The organism is Microbacterium sp. GXF7504, assembly GCF_054798235.1.
In genome coordinates this window covers 229,419-247,215 of the sequence record NZ_JBSJZI010000002.1, presented here as the reverse complement: position 1 = coordinate 247,215, position 17,797 = coordinate 229,419, and the positions used below count along the sequence as shown (strand labels likewise).

At 71.3% G+C, this 17,797-nt stretch carries 16 protein-coding genes and 2 tRNA genes; 10 read left to right on the top strand and 8 right to left on the bottom strand.

What is annotated here, in order from left to right:
* Positions 1-24 precede the first annotated feature (24 nt).
* From ACWAUO_RS05285 to ACWAUO_RS05255, 7 genes are all read left to right on the top strand, one after another.
* Positions 25-1,167, top strand: a complete 1,143-nt coding sequence (locus tag ACWAUO_RS05285; RefSeq protein ID WP_460773687.1) for an alpha/beta hydrolase — start codon at positions 25-27, stop codon at positions 1,165-1,167.
* A gap of 10 nt (positions 1,168-1,177) precedes the next feature.
* The gene (locus tag ACWAUO_RS05280; RefSeq protein WP_460773685.1) at positions 1,178-2,398 is read left to right on the top strand and encodes a CaiB/BaiF CoA transferase family protein; all 1,221 of its coding nucleotides are present in this window, start codon (positions 1,178-1,180) and stop codon (positions 2,396-2,398) included.
* Positions 2,399-3,361, top strand: coding sequence for a beta/alpha barrel domain-containing protein (locus ACWAUO_RS05275; protein WP_460773684.1), 963 nt, complete (start codon positions 2,399-2,401; stop codon positions 3,359-3,361).
* On the top strand, positions 3,358-3,909 hold the full coding sequence (locus ACWAUO_RS05270; RefSeq protein ID WP_460773683.1) for an NADPH-dependent FMN reductase: 552 nt from the start codon (positions 3,358-3,360) through the stop codon (positions 3,907-3,909). Before ACWAUO_RS05275 ends, ACWAUO_RS05270 begins: the two co-directional genes overlap by 4 nt.
* 76 nt (positions 3,910-3,985) lie before the next feature.
* Positions 3,986-5,506, top strand: a complete 1,521-nt coding sequence (locus ACWAUO_RS05265) for an HNH endonuclease (RefSeq protein WP_460773681.1) — start codon at positions 3,986-3,988, stop codon at positions 5,504-5,506.
* A 213-nt stretch (positions 5,507-5,719) separates the two neighbouring features.
* Positions 5,720-5,986, top strand: a complete 267-nt coding sequence (locus tag ACWAUO_RS05260; protein ID WP_460773680.1) for a hypothetical protein — start codon at positions 5,720-5,722, stop codon at positions 5,984-5,986.
* A 162-nt stretch (positions 5,987-6,148) separates the two neighbouring features.
* Complete coding sequence (locus ACWAUO_RS05255) at positions 6,149-6,934, top strand: alpha/beta hydrolase family protein (protein WP_460773678.1); 786 nt, start codon at positions 6,149-6,151, stop codon at positions 6,932-6,934.
* 22 nt (positions 6,935-6,956) lie between these two features.
* On the opposite strand, the gene ACWAUO_RS05250 is transcribed toward ACWAUO_RS05255, so the two are convergent.
* Together ACWAUO_RS05250 and ACWAUO_RS05245 are read right to left on the bottom strand one after the other, a co-directional pair.
* Positions 6,957-7,030: transfer RNA gene (locus ACWAUO_RS05250), tRNA-Ile, on the bottom strand.
* A gap of 14 nt (positions 7,031-7,044) precedes the next feature.
* Complete coding sequence (locus ACWAUO_RS05245) at positions 7,045-8,094, bottom strand: DMT family transporter (protein WP_460774358.1); 1,050 nt, start codon at positions 8,092-8,094, stop codon at positions 7,045-7,047.
* A gap of 44 nt (positions 8,095-8,138) precedes the next feature.
* On the opposite strand from ACWAUO_RS05245, the gene def reads away from it, so the two are divergent.
* Positions 8,139-8,705 (top strand): peptide deformylase, encoded by a 567-nt coding sequence (def, locus tag ACWAUO_RS05240; RefSeq protein WP_460773677.1) that lies wholly within the window; start codon positions 8,139-8,141, stop codon positions 8,703-8,705.
* 2 nt (positions 8,706-8,707) lie between these two features.
* Here the strand turns inward: def and ACWAUO_RS05235 are convergent, their stop codons facing one another.
* The 3 genes from ACWAUO_RS05235 to ACWAUO_RS05225 all read right to left on the bottom strand — a co-directional run bounded on the left by ACWAUO_RS05235 (position 8,708) and on the right by ACWAUO_RS05225 (position 14,042).
* Positions 8,708-10,192, bottom strand: coding sequence for an SPFH domain-containing protein (locus ACWAUO_RS05235; protein WP_460773675.1), 1,485 nt, complete (start codon positions 10,190-10,192; stop codon positions 8,708-8,710).
* Positions 10,193-10,308: 116 nt separating this feature from the next.
* Positions 10,309-12,318: an ABC transporter ATP-binding protein gene (locus tag ACWAUO_RS05230; protein ID WP_460773674.1), complete on the bottom strand. Its 2,010-nt coding sequence runs from the start codon at positions 12,316-12,318 to the stop codon at positions 10,309-10,311.
* Positions 12,315-14,042: an ABC transporter ATP-binding protein gene (locus ACWAUO_RS05225; protein WP_460773672.1), complete on the bottom strand. Its 1,728-nt coding sequence runs from the start codon at positions 14,040-14,042 to the stop codon at positions 12,315-12,317. The genes ACWAUO_RS05230 and ACWAUO_RS05225 overlap by 4 nt, the downstream gene beginning before the upstream one ends.
* Before the next feature lie 177 nt (positions 14,043-14,219).
* Between ACWAUO_RS05225 and ACWAUO_RS05220 the strand changes: the two genes are divergently transcribed.
* Positions 14,220-15,428: an FAD-dependent oxidoreductase gene (locus tag ACWAUO_RS05220; RefSeq protein WP_460773671.1), complete on the top strand. Its 1,209-nt coding sequence runs from the start codon at positions 14,220-14,222 to the stop codon at positions 15,426-15,428.
* A complete protein-coding gene (locus ACWAUO_RS05215) occupies positions 15,425-16,234 on the top strand; it encodes a serine hydrolase (RefSeq protein WP_460773669.1) in 810 nt (269 codons plus the stop codon). The genes ACWAUO_RS05220 and ACWAUO_RS05215 overlap by 4 nt, the downstream gene beginning before the upstream one ends.
* Here the strand turns inward: ACWAUO_RS05215 and ACWAUO_RS05210 are convergent.
* The 3 genes from ACWAUO_RS05210 to ACWAUO_RS05200 all read right to left on the bottom strand — a co-directional run bounded on the left by ACWAUO_RS05210 (position 16,224) and on the right by ACWAUO_RS05200 (position 17,764).
* Positions 16,224-16,742: a GNAT family N-acetyltransferase gene (locus ACWAUO_RS05210; RefSeq protein WP_460773667.1), complete on the bottom strand. Its 519-nt coding sequence runs from the start codon at positions 16,740-16,742 to the stop codon at positions 16,224-16,226. The two genes, ACWAUO_RS05215 and ACWAUO_RS05210, sit on opposite strands and share 11 nt — an antisense overlap.
* 130 nt (positions 16,743-16,872) lie before the next feature.
* Positions 16,873-16,945: transfer RNA gene (locus ACWAUO_RS05205), tRNA-Asn, on the bottom strand.
* Positions 16,946-17,008: 63 nt separating this feature from the next.
* On the bottom strand, positions 17,009-17,764 hold the full coding sequence (locus tag ACWAUO_RS05200) for an ATP-binding cassette domain-containing protein (protein WP_460773666.1): 756 nt from the start codon (positions 17,762-17,764) through the stop codon (positions 17,009-17,011).
* Positions 17,765-17,797: the final 33 nt, after the last annotated feature.

Sequence of the window (17,797 nt, the reverse complement as noted above, 5' to 3'; positions counted from 1 at the left end):
ACCCTCCGAAGGAGAGACCCATCCATGACCTCGCACGAACTCCTCGCGATCCCGATCCCGAGCGGCGGACGCCTCGACGTGTACTCGGGTGTCGCCCGGCTCGCGGGCAAGCTCTGGGCGAGCTGCCACCGGCCGGCGGATGCGGACGACCGGCGCACCGCGGTGCTCATCGTGCATCCCACCTCGAACTTCCTCGGGCACTACGCGCTCGAGCACCTCGCCCGCCGCGGGGTGACCGCGGTCGGCATGAACACCCGGTACATCGGCAACGACAGCGCGCTCATCATGGAGAACTGCGTGCTCGACGTCGGTGCGGGCGTCCGCTATCTCCGTGACCAGGGCTTCGAGAAGATCGTGCTGATGGGCAACTCCGGGGGTGGTGGCCTCGTGTCGCTCTACCAGAGCCAAGCGGAGTCCCCCACGATCACCGCCACGCCCGCGGGCGACCCGCCCGACCTCACCACCGCCGACCTGCCGCCGGCGGACGGCGTGATCTGCGCCATGGCGCACACCGGACGCGCGCTCGTGTACACCGAGTGGCTCGATCCCGCCGTCCGGGACGAGCGGAACCCGTTCGACCGCGAACCGGACCTCGACGCCTTCGATCCGCGGAACGGTCCGCCCTACAGCGACGAGTTCATCGCCCGCTACCGGCAGGCGCAGCTCGACCGGAACCGGCGCATCACCGCCTGGGTCCGCGAACAACTCGCCGAGCTCGATCGGCGCGGCGGCCCCGTGCAGGACCTGCCCTTCACCGTGCACGGCACCTGCGCCGACCTGCGCTTCCTCGACCCGACGATCGAGCCGTCCGACCGCGAACCGGGGACCCTGTGGGGCGACCCGTGGGGTGCGAACTTCCTCCCCGCATCCCTCGGGCACAACACCAGCCTGCGCTCGTGGCTGAGCCAGTGGAGCCACGACGACAGCAACGCGGACGGGCCGCTGCACCTCGGGCGGGTCTCGGTGCCGGTGCTCGTCGCGTACGGGAGCGCCGACAACGCCGCCTTCCCCGCCCACGCCCACGCCCTGTACGAGGGGGCGGCGAACACCGACCGCGCGCTGTACGAGATCCGCGGGGCGAACCACTACTTCAAAGGGCAGCCGGAGCTCCTGGAGAAGTTCGCCGACCGAGTGGTGGAGTGGCTCGACAGCCGGGGATTGCGGTAAGGACTGGGGTATGGATGTGAACGCACAGGCGCAGACCGACTCCCGAGGGCCGCTCAGCGGCGTCCGCGTGATCGAGATGGGGCAGCTGATCGCCGGTCCCTTCGCAGGGCAGCTGCTCGGCGACCTCGGCGCGGACGTCGTCAAGATCGAGGACCCGGGGCGCGGCGACCCGATGCGCTCCTGGGGTCGCGAACTCCCGCAGGGCGAGTCGCTGTGGTGGGCGGTCATCGGCCGGAACAAGCGCTCGGTGACGGTCGACCTGCGCACCGAGGCCGGGCAGGAACTCGTGCGCGAGCTGCTCGCCGAGGCCGACATCCTCATCGAGAACTTCCGCCCCGGCACCCTCGAGCGGTGGGGACTCGGATACGACCGGCTGAGCGAGCGGAACCCAGGCCTCATCATGGTGCGCGTCTCCGGCTACGGCCAGGACGGCCCGTACGCGCAGCGCCCCGGGTACGCGGCGATCGGCGAGGCGATGGGCGGACTGCGGTACGTCGTCGGCGACCCCAGCACACCGCCCTCTCGCACCGGCATCTCCCTCGGCGACAGCCTCTGCGCCATGTTCGCGACGATCGGTGCGCTCGCCGCCCTGCACGAGCGCGAACGGCACGGCCGCGGACAGGTGGTCGACGCGGCGATCTACGAGTCGGTGCTCGGCGTCATGGAGTCGCTCGTGACCGAGTGGACCTACAGCGGGTACCAGCGGGAGCGGACCGGCTCGATCCTGCCGAAGATCGCGCCGAGCAACGTCTACCCCACCCGAGAGGAGGAGTGGATCCTCATCGCCGCGAACCAGGACACCGTGTTCCGCCGGCTCGCAGCAGCCATGGGCGAGCCGGAGCTCGCCGCCGACGAGCGGTACGCCACCCACGTCGCCCGCGGCGAGCACCAGACCGAGCTCGACGCCCGGATCGCGGCGTTCACCGCGACGCGGACCGTCGCCGAGCTCGAAGACCTGCTCAACGAGCACGGAGTGCCGAACGGTCGCATCTACCGGCCGCGCGACATGGTCGACGACCCGCAGTTCCAGGCGCGACAGGCGCTCACCACCGTCGCGCATCAGGTGCTCGGCGACGTCGTCATGCAGAACGTCTTCCCCCGTCTGAGCCGCACCGGCGGCGGTGTCCGGTGGCCCGGGCCGCCGCTCGGCGCGCACACCGACGAGGTGCTGCGCGAGCAGGGGCTCGACGCCGAGCGGATCGCCGCCCTGCACGAGCGCGGGGTGGTCTGAGTGCCGGGGCTCCCCGCATCCGTCCGTCTCGTGGAGGTCGGACTGCGTGACGGCCTGCAGGCGGTCACCGACCCGCTGCCGACCTCGGCGAAGGTCGAGATCGTCCACGGCCTCATCGAGGCGGGCGTCACCGAGATCGAGGCGGTGAGCTTCGCCCATCCGGGTGTGCTCCCCCAGCTCGCCGACGCCGAGGCGGTCATGGCCGCGGTGCCGCGCCCCGACGGTGTGCGCTACCGCGGACTCGTCCCGAACCTCCGGGGCGCCGAACGGGCGGTCGCCTGCGGACTCGACGAGTGGGCGATCGTGATCGCCGCCGACGAGGAGATGAGCGTCCGCAACCAGCGGCGCACGGTCGCGCAGATGCTGGACGAGCTGGCCGCGGTCGCCCGTCTCGCCGACGAGCACGGCGTGCGGTTCGTGGTGGCGGTGGCCACCGCGTTCTTCGCCCCGGCGCGGGGGCCGGTCCCCCGTGCCGAGATGTTCCGGGTCGTGGACGCGGCCGCCGAGGCGGGAGCGGACGCGCTGTACCTCGCCTGCACGACGGGGCAGGAGCATCCGGTCGAGGTCGCAGACGGCATCCACGCCGTCACCGACCGCCACCGCGGGCTCGAGGTGGGGGTGCACCTGCACAACCGCAACGGGTTCGCGGCCGCGAACGCCATGGCGGCGATCGAGGCGGGCGCGCAGTGGCTCGAGGGCAGCTTCTGCGGGCTCGGGGGCGACCTCTGGTTCCCCGGCGACCCGACCGTGCTCGGCAACGCGCCGATGGAGGACCTCATCCACCTCTGCGACGCGATCGGGGTCGACACCGGCATCTCCCTGCCCGACTACCTCGGTGTCGTCCGCCGGATCGAGGAACTCACCGGCATCCCCAGCACATCGTTCGTGACCCGCGGCGGCAGCCGCACCGACCTCGCCGAGGCCTCCTGGCCCGCCGGCGCCGGGAGCGTGAGACAGGCATGAGGATCGGGATCATCGTCGGTTCGGTGCGCGACGGACGGGTGGGCGAGGGCGTCGCCCGCTGGGTGTTCGAGCAGGCGACCGGACGCGACGTCGAGTACGAGCTCATCGACCTGAAGGCGTTCGACCTGCCGGTCTACGACTCCGCGACGATCCCGGCCGCGGTGCACGGCGAGTACGAGGACCCGCGCGTGACGGCGTGGGCTCGGGCGATCGCCGCGTGCGACGGGTTCGTCTTCGTCACGCCCGAATACAACCACGGCGTCCCCGGCGCGTTGAAGAACGCCTTCGACAGCATCTTCAACGAGTGGTGGAGCAAGGCCGTCGCCTTCGTCTCCTACGGCGCGGCGCTGGGCTTCCGCGTGGTCGAGCACTGGCGCACCATCGTGGCGAACACGAACATGTTCGACGTGAAGGCGCAGGTCGCGATCAGCACCATCCTGCACATGCAGGACGGCGCGCTGGTCCCGTCCGAGCGGCATCCGGCGGAATTGCGGATGCTGTTCGACTCGCTCGAAGCCGCATCCGCAGCCATGGCGACGCTGCGCTGAGCGACGTCCGGTATCGGGCCGGTGACGGCCTCCGCCCGATGTCGGAGGTCGGTGCGAACATTGGAACATGCATTCGATGGAGATGTTCCCCAGCAGTGACGGCGATCTCGCCGAGCTGGCGGAGATCGTCGCCGTCGCCGAGCATGTGCGGGCCGACGAAGCCGCCGTGCAGGTGCGCAGGGTACGGATGCTGGCACGAGCCGCCGACCTCGCCGCCAAGCAGGCCGCGCGCTCGTCGGCGAAAGTCCGGGAGCGGGAGATGGCGCTGCGGTCGATCGCGGCGGAACTCGCCGGGGTGCTGCAGCTGACCGACCGGTCCGTGCAACGCCAGATCGACGACGCCCGCGAACTGGTCCACGACTACCCCGCCACCCTCGACGCGTGGGAGGCGGGGCGGATCACGCGGGCGCACGTGCGGGTCATCACCGACCTCGGGATGATGCTGCCCCAGGACATCCGGCACGAATACGAACTCGCCGCGCTGGAACTGTGCGACGGCAAGACCCCGAACCGGGTCAAGGAAGACCTCGCCATCCTCGCCGAACGGCTGCATCCGCGTTCGCTCGGGGAACGCCACCGCGACGCGAAGGAACAGCGGATGGTGTGCGTGCGGACGCTGCGCGACGGGATGAGCGAACTCGTCGCGGTCCTGCCGACGCTGCTGGCGGCGGGGATCTACGACAGGCTCACCCAGCAAGGCCACGCAATCGCCGAACACCGCGAACAGGCGGCCGCCGAACTGCGTCGGCGGGAGACGGCGGAGCCCGCGGCTGCGGCCGCCGAACTGCGTCGGCGGGAGACGGCGGAGCCCGCGGCTGCGGCGGCCGGGTTGCTCGATGGAGCGACGGGTGTCGCCGGCGCGGGCGGGGCCGCCGGGTCAGGCGGTGACGCGGGCACAAGCGGCGCGAGCACCGGCCCGCTGGCCCAGGTCTCGACCGAGACCCTCACGATCGCCGCATCCGACCCTCGCACGATGGACCAGCTCCGCGCCGACCTGTTCTGCGACATGCTGCTGACCACCACCCCGGACGCCGACCCCACCCGCGACGACGACGGGCCGGGCGTCCTCGGCGCGTTCCGGGCGAAGATCCAGGTCGTGGTCTCCGCACTCACGCTCCTGGGCACCGACGACGGACCCGCCAGCCTCATCGGCCGCGCCCCCGTCGACCCCGACACCGCCCGAACCCTCACCGAGACCACGAGCTCCCCGCTCGAACGGCTGCTCACCGACCCGGTCACCGGCATCGTCCATCACGTCGACACCTACCAACGACCACCCCGCATGGACCGCTACCTCCGAGGCAGAGACCAACGCTGCCGCGGCTTCGGCTGCACCATGCCCGCCATCACCAGCGAAGTCGACCACACCCACGACTGGGCACTCGGCGGCAAAACCGAAACCGGCAACCTGGCACACCTGTGCCAACGCCACCACTCCATGAAACAGTTCACGCCATGGAAGGTCCGACAACTCGGCGACGGCATCCTCGAATGGACCTCCCCCACCGGCCGCACCTACATCGACGAACCACCCGTCCCGGCCGTCCACTTCACCCCCGACGCCTACGGCATCGAAGACGACACCCCACCGTTCTGACCGCGCGGGACCAGTGCGCCCGGCGCCGGGCACCCAGCGCACCCGGCACCGCGCCAACGCACCGCGCCGACAACGGCACGCGTGCGCTCTGCCGCTCCGCCGACACCGGCACACGGCACCCACCCGCATCGCCGCGGGTCTCCCCTCTCGCCAGCGGCCGTGCCCGTCCCCTACGCTGTGCGCACCACCGTCCTCGTCCGGAGCCGCCCGAAGATGCGCACACACCCCGAGATCCGCCCGTTCTCCGACAACCCCGATTTCGACTTCGACATCCGCGTCGCGCTCGGCGGCGCGGTCGCCGGCGCCGGCGACCCCGGAGAGATCCTCGCCGCGACCGAACCCGTCGGGAAGAACGACCACCACGCGTGGTTCGCCGCCTGGCAGGGACTCGCCGACCGCACCGAGGCCACTGCCACCACGAGTGCGGACGGTGGCCACCACGTCAGTGCGGCAGGCGCGTTCCTGCGCGCATCGTCGTAATACGCGTTCGCCGTCAACGCCGCCAGCGCGCTCGACGACGCAGACCTGCTGACGGCGACGTTCGGCCGGCAGCAGGAGACGTGGCGCGGGTTCGTCGCCCATACCACCCTCAGGGTCGAGCAGGTCGCCATCCCCTACGAGGACGACCCGCTGCCGGGCTACGTGTTCCGAGCCCCGACGCGCCGCGACGGCGGCAACCCGCTGCTCGTCGCCGTGAACGGCAGCGACGGGTCCCTCGCCGCCCTGTGGGCTGCCTGCGGCGCCGACGCCGTCGCGCGCGGTTACGACGTCCTCCTCTTCGACGGTCCCGGGCAGCAGAGCCAGCTCTTCGAGCGGCACGTGCCGTTCCGCCCCGACTGGGAGCACGTGCTCACGCCGGTGTTCGACTTCGCCGCAGCGCTCGACGGGGTAGACCGCAACCGGATCGCCGTCTACGGCATCAGCCAGGGCGGGTACTGGGTGACGCGCGCGATCGCCTTCGAGCACCGGTTCGCCGCCGCGATCACCGACCCCGGCGTCGTCGACGTGTCGACCTCGTGGACGGCGCACATCCCGCACAGCCTGCAGAAGCTGCTCGACGAGGACCAGACCGAGAAGTTCGACAAGGAGATGGCCTGGGGCATGAAGCTCTCCCCCGGCGCCGCCCGCACCTGGGCGTTCCGCGCCCGACCGTTCGGCACGAGCGGCTACGCCGAGACCCTCGAGAAGGTGCGGCAGTACGACGCCACCGCCGTCGCCGGGCAGATCAGGACGCCACTGCTCGTCCTGTCCCCGGAGAACGAACAGTTCTGGCCCGGGCAGGCCGAGAAGCTCGCCGAACGCACGGCCGACGTCTCCACCCTCGTGCGCTTCACCGCCGCCGAGGGCGCCGACGGACACTGCCAGCCGCTCGCCCGCGCCGTCACCGCGCAGCGCATGTTCGACTGGCTCGACGACCGGCTCGCCTGACACGGCGCGCCGGTGGATTCGGTAGGGCGGGTGGGACTTGAACCCACGATCGTCGGGTTATGAGCCCGCTGCCTTGACCAGCTTGGCCACCGCCCCCTGGTGCACCGAGCCTACCGCTCCGGGTCGCCGTCCACCGAGTCGGCCGTGCCGGACGTCCCGTCAGGGGTATCGTCGCCGCCGGCCGCGGCACCACCACGGGTGATCTTCAGCTCCTGGCTCTCGCTCAGCACCTGCGGGTGGTAGAGCGCGAGCGTGATCACACCCCACACGGCCACGGCGCCTGCCACGACGAACACGACGTACCCCCACACCGGCACCGCGACGCCCTCACCGAGGACGAAGAGACCGATGAGCACCGCGACGATCGGGTCGACGACCGTGAGCCCCGCGATCGCGAGATCGGGCGGGCCGGACGAGTACGCCGTCTGCACGAAGTATGCCCCGAGCGCGGTCCCGCCGATGAGGGCTGCCAGGCACACGAGCGTGAGCCAGTCGATGTCACCGCTCTGGAACCGCTTGATGACGGTTTTCGCGAGTGTGGCGACGAAGCCGTAGATGATGCCGGCGGCGAGCACGTAGAACAGCGCACGGATCTGCCGGCGCTTGCGCACCACGAGCCACAGGCCGACCAGGAGTGCGGCGACCACCACCATCACGACGAGGACGGTGATCACCTGCACCGCCCGGATCGGGCTCTCGGTTCCGAAGAGGGCCGCCACCGTGACGAACAGCAGGATGCCCCCGACGCAGGCGACGATCGCGCGGATGGAACGCCCGGTGGGGCTGTGACCGCTCACCCGCGCGTTCAGGAGCGTCGTGATGACGAGCGAGATCGCACCGAGCGGTTGCACCACGATGAGCGGTGCCACGCTCAGCGCACCGAGCTGGCACACGATCGCGAGCCCGAGCATGATCGTGCCGATCACCCATGACGGGCGCGTGAGCAGGCGGCCCAGCTGCGTGAGCGACAGTCCGCCGGAGCCGTCCGTCCCGCTCAGGTGCTCGACCTTGGTGACGCCACGGTGCTGGTACTGCGCACCGAACGACATGAAGACGGCACCGGCGAGGGCCAATGGGATGCCGAGGAGCAGACCGGGGTTGTCGAACACGCCGGTCAGCTGGTCGCCGACATCCTGGATCGACGTCGTCACTGCCCACATCACCACTCGACCATAACGGTCGTCGGCGCGGATAGGCTCGAGACGTGGCCGTACTCCCGATTCGCATCATGGGCGATCCCGTCCTGCACGCTCCCGCATCCGAGGTGACGGAGATCACCGACGAGATCCGCACGCTCGTGGCCGACATGTTCGAGACCATGGACGCCGCGCCCGGCGTCGGCCTCGCCGCCCCCCAGGTGGGCGTCGCGCTTCGGATCTACACGTACACGTACGAGGACGACGAGGGCGCACCGTGGCGCGGCGTCATCCTCAACCCGGTCCTGTGGATGACCCCGCCCGAGCCCGGCGAGCCCGACCCCGACCTCGAGTCCGAGGGCTGCCTGTCGTTCCCCGGCGAACGGTTCCCGCTGCGGCGCTCCGACCGCGTGCTCGTCACCGGCATCGATCTGGACGGCGGGCCGGTGCGCATCGAGGTCGACGGCTGGCGCGCCCGCATCATGCAGCACGAGTTCGATCATCTCGATGGGATCCTCTACGTCGACCGACTCGGCGACAACGACTGGAAGACGGCCCAGAAGATCGCCAAGAAGCGCGGCTGGAACCGTCCCGGTCAGTCCTGGATGCCGGGGGTCGACGACCTGGAGGGCTGAGTTCAGCTCGTCGCCGGGTCCTCGGGCGGGCCGTCCGCGTCGGCGCCGGCTGCCGGTGCCGCGGACCCGAACGGTCCGTCGACCGCGCCCGTCGCGCCGGATGCCGGCGTCGTGGTCGTCGTGCCCGCGCGGCGCGCGGCGGCCTCCTCCATGCGGTCGGCGACGGCGTGCCCGACGGCACGCCCCTGGATGATCTCGCCGAGGTCGAGCCCGGTGGCGGTACGGACCGCGTCGAACGTGGCCCGCATCCCCATCGCTTGCTCGGACGCGAGGTGCCCGCTCGCGCCTTCGCCGCCGAACACGGTGACGGAGCCGACCTTGTCGTACCCCTTCGCGAACTCGCTCATCATCGGGACGAGCGCCTCGAGCGCCCGCTGCGCGAGCAGCGCCTCCTGGTTGCGCGAAAGCGCCTCCGCCTCGGCCTGGATGGCCTGGGCGCGCGCCTCACCGGCGAGCCGGACCGCGTCGGCCTCGGCCTCCGCGCGCAGCCGGGTGGCGGCCGCCTCCTGTTCGGCGATCTCCGCCTGTGCCTGCGCCGCCTTCACACGGGCGTAGGCCTCGGCGTCGGCCGCGCGCTGCCGCTCGTACAGCTGGGCGTCCGCGACCCGCTTCACGTCCGCATCCAGCCGGGCCTGGGTGTTGTCGGCCTCCTGCATGAGCACCGCCTGCTGCCGCTCGGCCCGGGCGAGCGCCTCGGCCTGCTCGGCCTCGGCGTTCGCACGACCGACCTCCGCCTTCGCAGCGGCCGTGTTCTTGTCGAGCGCGGTCTGCTCGATGAGGTTCGCCTCATCGGTGGAGATCTGCCGGCGACGGATCTCGCGGACGGCGTCGATCTTCGCGACCTCCGCCTCGCGCTTGACCCGCTCGACCTCGGTCGCACCCAGCGCGGCGATGTACCCGTTCTGGTCGGTGATGCCCTGGATCTGGAACGAATCGAGGATGAGGCCCTGGCTGGAGAGGTCGCCCTTGATGCCCTCCGCGATCTGGTCGCTGAGCCGCTGGCGGTCCCGCATGAGCTCCTCGACCGTCAGCGTCGCGACGACGCCGCGGAGCGCACCCTCGAGCTGTTCGGTCGTGAACTGCTCGATGGCCTTGTCCTGCGAGGCGAACCGCTCGGCAGCGCGCCGGACCGATTCCGGGTCGGAGCCGATCTTGACGAGCGCGACACCGCTCACGTTCACGGTGACGCCGTTGGACGACTGCGCGGTCGGCTCCATCTTGATCTGCCGGGCGCGGAGCGAGATCATCTCGCCGCGCTGCGTGAGCGGGTTCACGATCGCCCCGCCGCCGGTGATGACGGTGATCCGTGAGGAGGACTGTCCGTCGGTGCTCTTCTGCCGCTTGCCGACGATCACGAGGGCTTCGTCGGCCTTCGCGACCCGGTACCAGGCGCGCACCAGGATCAGCACGATGATGAGGACGACGACGAGCACGACCGCGACGATCACGGCCAGCAGTCCGAGCGCTCCGAGCGCGGCGATCTCCATTGTTCCTCCAGCGGGTCCGGGGTGCGGTCCCCCGAGCCTAGTGACCGGGGTCGCGGCGCACGAGGTTATCCACGAAACCCAGGTCGTCGGGGCCGAGGCGGACGCTGCCCGGCCGATCAGTCCTCCACCGGCTGCTCCCCCGCGTCGACGGCCTGCTCGAACTGCGTCCGGTAGAGCCGCCAGTACGCGCCTTCGGCGGCGATGAGCTGCTCGTGCGTGCCCTGTTCCACGATGCGACCCTGCTCCATCACGAGGATGAGATCGGCGTCGCGGATCGTGGAGAGCCGGTGCGCGATCACGAACGAGGTGCGCCCCTTCCGCAGCGCCGCCATGGCGTGCTGCAGCAGCAGCTCGGTGCGGGTGTCGACCGACGAGGTCGCCTCGTCGAGGATGAGCACCGACGGCTGCGCCACGAACGCCCGGGCGATCGTGATGAGCTGCTTCTCCCCCGCCGACACGTTCGACGCGTCCTCGTCGAGGACGGTGTCGTACCCGTCCGGGAGGGAGTGGACGAACTTGTCGACGCGGGTCGCGGTGGCGGCGGCGACGATCTCGTCGTCGGTCGCGCGCTCGCGGCCGTACCGGATGTTGTCGCGGATCGTGCCCGCGAACAACCACGGGTCCTGCAGCACCATGCCGGTCCGCGCACGCACGTCCCGGCGCCGCAGCCGGGCGATGTCCTGTCCGTCGATGAGGATGCGACCGGCGTCGAGCTCGTAGAAGCGCATGATGAGGTTCACGAGCGTGGTCTTGCCGGCTCCGGTCGGGCCGACGATCGCGACCGTCTGCCCCGGCTCCACCCGGAACGACAGGTCCTGGATGAGCGGGTGCTCCGGCGCGTACGAGAACGACACGTGGTCGAACTCGATGACGCCGCGGCCCTCCACCGGCTCGGGCGCGTCGGCCGCATCCGGTTCCTGCTCCTCGGCGTCGAGGAGTTGGAACACCCGTTCCGCCGACGCCGTGCCGGACTGGATGACGGCGGCCATGCCACCGAGCTGCGAGAGCGGCTGCGTGAACTGCTGCGAGTACTGGATGAACGCCTGCACGTCGCCGAGCCGCAGCTGGCCGCTCGCCACCATGAGCCCGCCCAGGACCGCGATGCCGACGTAGGTGAGGTTCCCGATGAACATCATCCCCGGCATGATGATCCCGGCGAGGAACTGCGCCTTGAACGCCGCCTGATAGAGCACCTCGTTCTCGACCTCGAACTTCGCCCGGGAGTCCTCCTCCCGGCCGAACACCTTGACCAGCGCGTGCCCGGAGAACGACTCCTCCACCCGCGCGTTCAAACGGCCGACCTTGCGCCACTGGATGCCGAACGCCTTCTGCGACCGCGGCCCGATGATCCCGAAGATGACCGCCATGAGCGGCAGGGACACGAGGGCGACGATCGCGAGCTGCCACGAGATCGAGAACATCATCACGAGCACGCCGACCACGGTCAGCACCGACGTCACCACCCCGGACAGCGACTGCTGCATTGTCTGGGTGATGTTGTCGATGTCGTTCGTGACCCGCGAGATGAGCTCGCCGCGCTGCACCCGGTCGAAGTACGACAGCGGCAGGCGGTTCACCTTCGTCTCCACCGACTCGCGCAGCCGCCACATGGTGCGCACCATGATGACGTTGATGACGTAGCCCTGGATCCAGTTGAGGAACGCCGAGGCGATGTAGATGGCCAGCACCGCCATCGTCACGACCCGCAGCGCCTCGAAGTCGACGCCGGCACCGACGGTGAACCCGTCCATCGCACCGACGATGTTCGCGAGGTCGGTCTGTCCCGCGCTCCGCAGCGCCTCGACGACGGCGGCCTGTGACGTGCCCGCCGGGAACTGTGCGCCGAGGGCGCTGGAGGCCGCGCCCTCGAAGATGATGTTCGTCGCCTCGGCGAGCACCTTGGGCGCGATCACCGCGAGGACGACGCCGATCGCCCCGAGCACCGAGACGAACACGAACGCGGCGGCGTGCGGCCGCAGGAGTCCGATCATCCGACCGAAGCTGCGGCCGAAGTCGGTCGCCTTGCCCGGTGCGACGCTGTCCCAGTCGCCGGAGTTCTGCCGTGCCTGTTCGGCCAGCGCCGCCTCGCGCTCCTCCTCGGCGCTGGCCGCCTGGTCGCGGCTCATGCGTCCACCCCCAGCTGCGACTCGACGATCTCGCGATACGTCGCGCTCGAGGTCAGCAGCTCCGCGTGGGTGCCGGCGGCCGTCAGCCGGCCGTCCTCCAGCACCAGGATGCGGTCGGCATCCGTGATGGTCGACACGCGCTGCGCGACGACGATCTTCGTGACGTCGGGGAGCTCGCGCCACAGCGCCGTCCGGAGCCGCGCGTCGGTGGCGAGGTCGAGCGCGGAGAACGAGTCGTCGAACAGGAGCACGTCCGGCCGGTGCACGATCGCGCGCGCGATCGCCAGGCGTTGCCGCTGCCCGCCGGACACGTTCGTGCCGCCCTGCGCGATCGGCGCGGCGAGTCCGCCCTCCATCTCGGCGACGAAGTCAGCACCCTGGGCGATCTCCAGCGCGTGCCAGAGCTCCTCGTCGGTCGCCTCCTCGCGCCCGAACCGGAGGTTCGAGGCGACCGTGCCGGAGAACAGGAACGCCCGCTGGGGCACCAGCCCGATGCCGCGCCAGAGCGCCTGCAGGTCCGCCTCGCGCACGTCGACCCCGCCCACGCGCACGGAGCCGGCGGTCACGTCGAACAGCCGCGGGATGAGGTTGACGAGCGTGCTCTTGCCGGCACCGGTCGAGCCCACGATCGCGACCGTCTCCCCGGGCTCCGCCGTGAAGGTGATGCCGCGCAGCACCGGCTCGTCGGCGCCGGGGTACGAGAACTCCGCGTCGACGAGTTCGACCCGGCCGGGCGCCGGGAACGCCGAGACCGGCTGCGCGGGCGGCGTGAGGGTGGACTCGCTCGCGAGCACCTCGGCGATCCGCTCCGCCGAGACCGCGGCGCGCGGGATCATCACGGTCATGAAGCTCGCCATGAGCACGCCCATGAGGATCTGGGCGACGTACTGCATGAAGGCGAACAGGGTGCCGATCTCCACCGCGCCGGCATCCACCTGCACCGCGCCGAACCAGATGACTCCGACCACCGTCACGTTCAGCACGAGCATCGCGACGGGGAAGAGCAGCACGAAGAGGGAGCCGACCTTGCGGCCGACCACCATGATGTCGGTGTTCGCGACCGCGAAGCGCTCCTCCTCGATCGGTTCGCGTACGAACGCGCGCACCACCCGCACACCGGTGAGCTGCTCGCGCATGATGCGGTTCACCGCGTCGAGCTTCTGCTGGAACGCGCGGAACAGCGGCACCATCCGGCTGATGATCAGGAGCGCGAACAGCAGCAGGAGCGGCACCGACACGCCGATCAGCCAGCTGAGCCCGACATCCTGCTGCAGCGCCATGATCACGCCGCCGATCGCGAGCAGCGGCGCGGTGACCAGCATCGTGGCACCCGTCATCGCGAGCATCTGCACCTGCTGCACGTCGTTCGTGTTACGCGTGATGAGCGACCCCGGTCCGAAGGCGGACACCTCGCGCTCGGAGAACGCGCTGACCTTCTCGTACACGTCCCGGCGGATGTCGCGGCCCGCCGCCATCGCGGCGCGCGCGGCGAAGTAGGTGGCGATGATCGACGCGATGATCTGCCCGAGCGAGATCACCAGCATCACCACGCCGGTCGACCAGATGTACGCGGTGTCGCCGCGCGCGACCCCCTGGTCGATGATGTCGGCGTTCAACCGCGGCAGGTACAGCGACGCCACCGCCGCGACGAGCTGGAACGCCAGGACGGCCACCAACCACCACCGGTACGGGGCGAGGAAACGGAAGAGCAGTCTGGCGAGCACGAGCGACTCCAACGGTGCGGGGGATCCGACGTCGCGTGACGGGCACGACGTCGTGGCCTGAGCACAGTAGCGCACGGCACCGACGGGCGGAACAGCATCCGCGTGTCATCGGCGGTCGCGACGTCATCTTCGACCGGATGCTGTCGCGCCGGTGGTCCGGACTGGCATCATGCCAGCGTGGACGACACGACCGAACGCGACTGCGTGATCGCCGGCGGCGGGCCGGCCGGCATGGTCCTCGGGTATCTCCTGGCCCGCGCCGGCCTGCGGGTGACGGTGCTGGAGAAGCACGCGGACTTCCTGCGGGACTTCCGCGGCGACACGATCCACCCGTCGACGCTGACGCTGCTCGGCGAGCTGGGCCTGCGTGAGCGGTTCCTCTCCCTGCCGGTGTCGCGGATCGCCTCGCTCGACGTCGTCATCGACGGAGAACGGCTGACCCTCGTCGACTTCGGCACGCTGCCGCCGCCGGACGACCTGCTCGTGATGGCGCCGCAGTGGGACTTCCTCGGCTTCCTCGCCGGCGAGGGCGCCGCGTTCGACGGGTTCGACCTGCGGATGCGGACCGCCGCGACCGGGCTGATCGAGCAGGACGGTCGGGTCGTGGGCGTCCGGACGACGGGGCCGGACGGCGAGGGCGAGGTGCGGGCGCGGCTCACCGTCGCGGCGGACGGGCGTCACTCGACCCTGCGCGACGCGATGGGGGCGCCGCCGGTCGAGGAGGGCGTGCCGATCGACCTGCTCTGGTTCCGGCTGCCGAAGGGCGAGATCCGCACCCCGCCGACGCTCGCGTACGTGTCGGTGGCGGGGATGGTCCTCACGATCGACCGCGGCGACTACTACCAGGCCGGGCTCATCATCCCGAAGGGCGGCTTCGACGCGCTCCGCGCCGAGGGCCTGGACGCCTTCCGGGCGCGGGTCGCGCGGGCGGCGCCGCACCTGTCCGGACCGGTGGAGCGCATCCGCGACTGGGATCAGGTGAGCCTCCTCTCCGTGCAGGTGAACCGGCTCGCGACCTGGCACCGGCCGGGCGTCATCGCGATCGGCGACGCCGCGCATGCGATGTCGCCGATGTTCGGGGTCGGGGTGAACTACGCCATCCAGGACGCGGTCGCGCTCGCGAACGCGATCACCCCGTACCTGCGGCGCGGCGCCGCGCCCGACGAGGTGCTGGCGGCCGTGCAGCGCCGGCGGGAGGTACCGGTGCGGAAGATGCAGCGGATGCAGGTGCTCGGGCACCGCATGATCGCGCGCCGTCCCCGGTCGCGGGTCGCGCCGCGCTGGGCGCACGCGCTGCTCCGTCGCGCCGCCCCACGGGTGCGCCGGTTCATGGCCCGGTTCATCGGGGTCGGGTTCCTGCCCGAGCACCCGACGCAGGTGTCGTGAACCACTTCGACGGACCGGCGTCGTGGAGCGTCCTCGTCGCCGACGCCGACACGGGCGAGCGCCTCGTCGCGCACGGACCCGACCGGTCCCTCCGCACCGCGAGTGTCGGCAAACTCCTCCTGCTCGTCGCGACTGCGCACCGCATGGAGGCGGGGATGCTCGACCCGGCAGAGCGGCTGCACCGCGACCCCGCGCTGGCGGTCGCCGACTCCGGCGTCTGGCGGCACCTGACGGTGGATTCGCTGCCGGTGGAGGACGTCGCCCGGCTCGTGGGACTCGCCAGCGACAACTGGGCGACGAACGTGCTCCTGCACCGGGTCGGCGGCCCGGATGCGGTCGCCACGACCGCCGAACGGTTCGGGATCGACGGGCTCGCCCTGTACGACCGGGTCCGCGACCAGCGCACGGCGGCGCACCCCGAGACGTTGAGTTCCGGATCGGCCAGGGCGTGCGTCGACCTGTTCGCCCGGCTGCACGACGGATCCCTCGGCACGCCTGCGGTCGCCGGCCGGGTCGCCGCCTGGTTGCGCGGCGGCCTGGACCTCAGCATGGTCGCGGCGGCGTTCGGGCTCGACCCGCTCGCGCACGGCGACGCGCCCGATCGCGGCCTGACGCTGCTCGGCAAGACCGGGACCGACGCCGGCGTCCGCGCCGATGCCGGGATCGTGACCGGTCCCGCGCGGAGCGTCGTCTACGCGTGCATCGCGAACTGGTCCCCCACCCGCGCGGACGATCCGGTGCGCGACGACGTCCTCGCGACGATGCGGGCGCTCGGTGACCGCATCCGGGCGCTCGTCACCGGGTGAGCGGGTCGGGCGCATCCAGGTCGAGCATCCACACCCGGGTGCGGAGGACGACGCCGCGGAACGGGAAGTCCCGCTCCCGGAGTGCCGTGAAGCCGACGCTCCGGCACAGCGCGTTCGACGCCGCGTTCTCGATCGACGGGTAGGCGAAGAGCATTCGCCGCTCGGGCGCGCGCTCGGCCCGCAGCGTCGCGACCAGCGCCCGAACGGCGGCGCGGGCGACCCCACGGCCATGCCAGGCGGGGACCACATGCCAGCCGGTCTCGTAGGCCGGTTCGCCGTCGTGCTCGACCGGCCAGTACCCGACGCCGCCGAGGGGAGCACGGTCCGCCACGATCGCGAACATCCGCGTGCCGCCGGGCTCGGTCGCGGCGAGGTACCGCTCGTGCCGCCGAGGAATGTGCGCGGCGGGTTCGGGCCCGCCCATGAACCGCGTCATCCCGGGCGTGTTCGCCGCCGTCAGCAGCGGGAGGTGCTCCGGTGCCCAGGGCGCGAGTACGACGTCGACCATGCGTCGGACGCTACGCCGGGGCATGGACACCGTGAACGGGTGCACGGCACCCCGCCCGGGAAAAGGAAAGACCCGGGGTGGAAGCCCGGGTCTCAGGTGAGGGCCGGAGTAGATGGCTCCGACACACTCGCTCCCCGGCTTGGACTCGAACCAAGAACCTATCGGTTAACAGCCGATTGCTCTGCCAATTGAGCTACCGAGGATCATGTCCCCCCTTGCGGGGCAACCCCTCAATGGTAGCAAACGTCGGAGGGTGCTCATGACCATCACGCCACCGCCGTGTCGCCGAGGAACCCCCGGGCGGCCTCCGCCCCGTGTCCGTAGGCGTGCATGTGCCCGGCCTTCATCACGAGCACGTCGGCGTCGAACGTGTCGGCGACCTCGGCGTCGTTCGTGACCAGCATGAGCGACGTGCCCTGCGCGCGTCGACGGCCCAGCGCATCGCCGACGACGCGACGCGCGTCCACGTCCAGGTTCGCGAGGATCTCGTCCCCCACGATGAGCCGCGGGTCGAGCATGAGCGCCCGCGCGATCGCGACCCGCTGCCGCATCCCGGCGCTCAGCTCGTACGGGAACTTCGCCGCGAGGCCGAGTGGCAGGGCGAGCTCGTCCAGCAATGCTGCGACGCGCATCGACACGGCGCGCCCGTTCGGTCGCCGCACGCGGCCGGTGAACGGCTCGCCGATGATCTCGCCGATCGTCATGCGCGGCGGCAGGGTCGCCCCGTCCGCCTGCCCCACGTACCCGGCGTAGACGCCGAGGCCCCGCAGGCGTCGGCCGCGCCGGCGGAGCGAGGTGCCCTCGACGACCGCCTCGCCGCCGTCCACCGCGACGCCCGCCGGGGCACGACCGGCCAGCACCGCTGCGAGCGTCGACTTCCCGGACCCGGTCGCACCGCCGACCATGAGCGCGGCGCGCCGGGGCAGCGTGAAGGTGATGCCGTCGACGAGGCGGCGGCCCGCCGCATCCGCGATGGACAGGTCGTCGCAGAGGATGCTGACGGCGGCGGGATCGGAGCTCATCCCCTCATCCTGCCCGCACCGGCGTCCCCGGCG

What these genes read in the sequence shown, in the direction of transcription:
- ACWAUO_RS05285 (WP_460773687.1), top strand. Translation starts at nt 25, where the DNA reads ATGACCTCGCACGAACTCCTCGCGATCCCGATCCCGAGCGGCGGACGC.
- ACWAUO_RS05245 (WP_460774358.1), bottom strand. Translation starts at nt 8,094, where the DNA reads ATGTGGGCAGTGACGACGTCGATCCAGGATGTCGGCGACCAGCTGACC.
- ACWAUO_RS05260 (WP_460773680.1), top strand. Translation starts at nt 5,720, where the DNA reads ATGCGCACACACCCCGAGATCCGCCCGTTCTCCGACAACCCCGATTTC.
- ACWAUO_RS05270 (WP_460773683.1), top strand. Translation starts at nt 3,358, where the DNA reads ATGAGGATCGGGATCATCGTCGGTTCGGTGCGCGACGGACGGGTGGGC.
- ACWAUO_RS05210 (WP_460773667.1), bottom strand. Translation starts at nt 16,742, where the DNA reads ATGGTCGACGTCGTACTCGCGCCCTGGGCACCGGAGCACCTCCCGCTG.
- ACWAUO_RS05265 (WP_460773681.1), top strand. Translation starts at nt 3,986, where the DNA reads ATGGAGATGTTCCCCAGCAGTGACGGCGATCTCGCCGAGCTGGCGGAG.
- ACWAUO_RS05280 (WP_460773685.1), top strand. Translation starts at nt 1,178, where the DNA reads ATGGATGTGAACGCACAGGCGCAGACCGACTCCCGAGGGCCGCTCAGC.
- ACWAUO_RS05230 (WP_460773674.1), bottom strand. Translation starts at nt 12,318, where the DNA reads ATGAGCCGCGACCAGGCGGCCAGCGCCGAGGAGGAGCGCGAGGCGGCG.
- ACWAUO_RS05200 (WP_460773666.1), bottom strand. Translation starts at nt 17,764, where the DNA reads ATGAGCTCCGATCCCGCCGCCGTCAGCATCCTCTGCGACGACCTGTCC.
- ACWAUO_RS05235 (WP_460773675.1), bottom strand. Translation starts at nt 10,192, where the DNA reads ATGGAGATCGCCGCGCTCGGAGCGCTCGGACTGCTGGCCGTGATCGTC.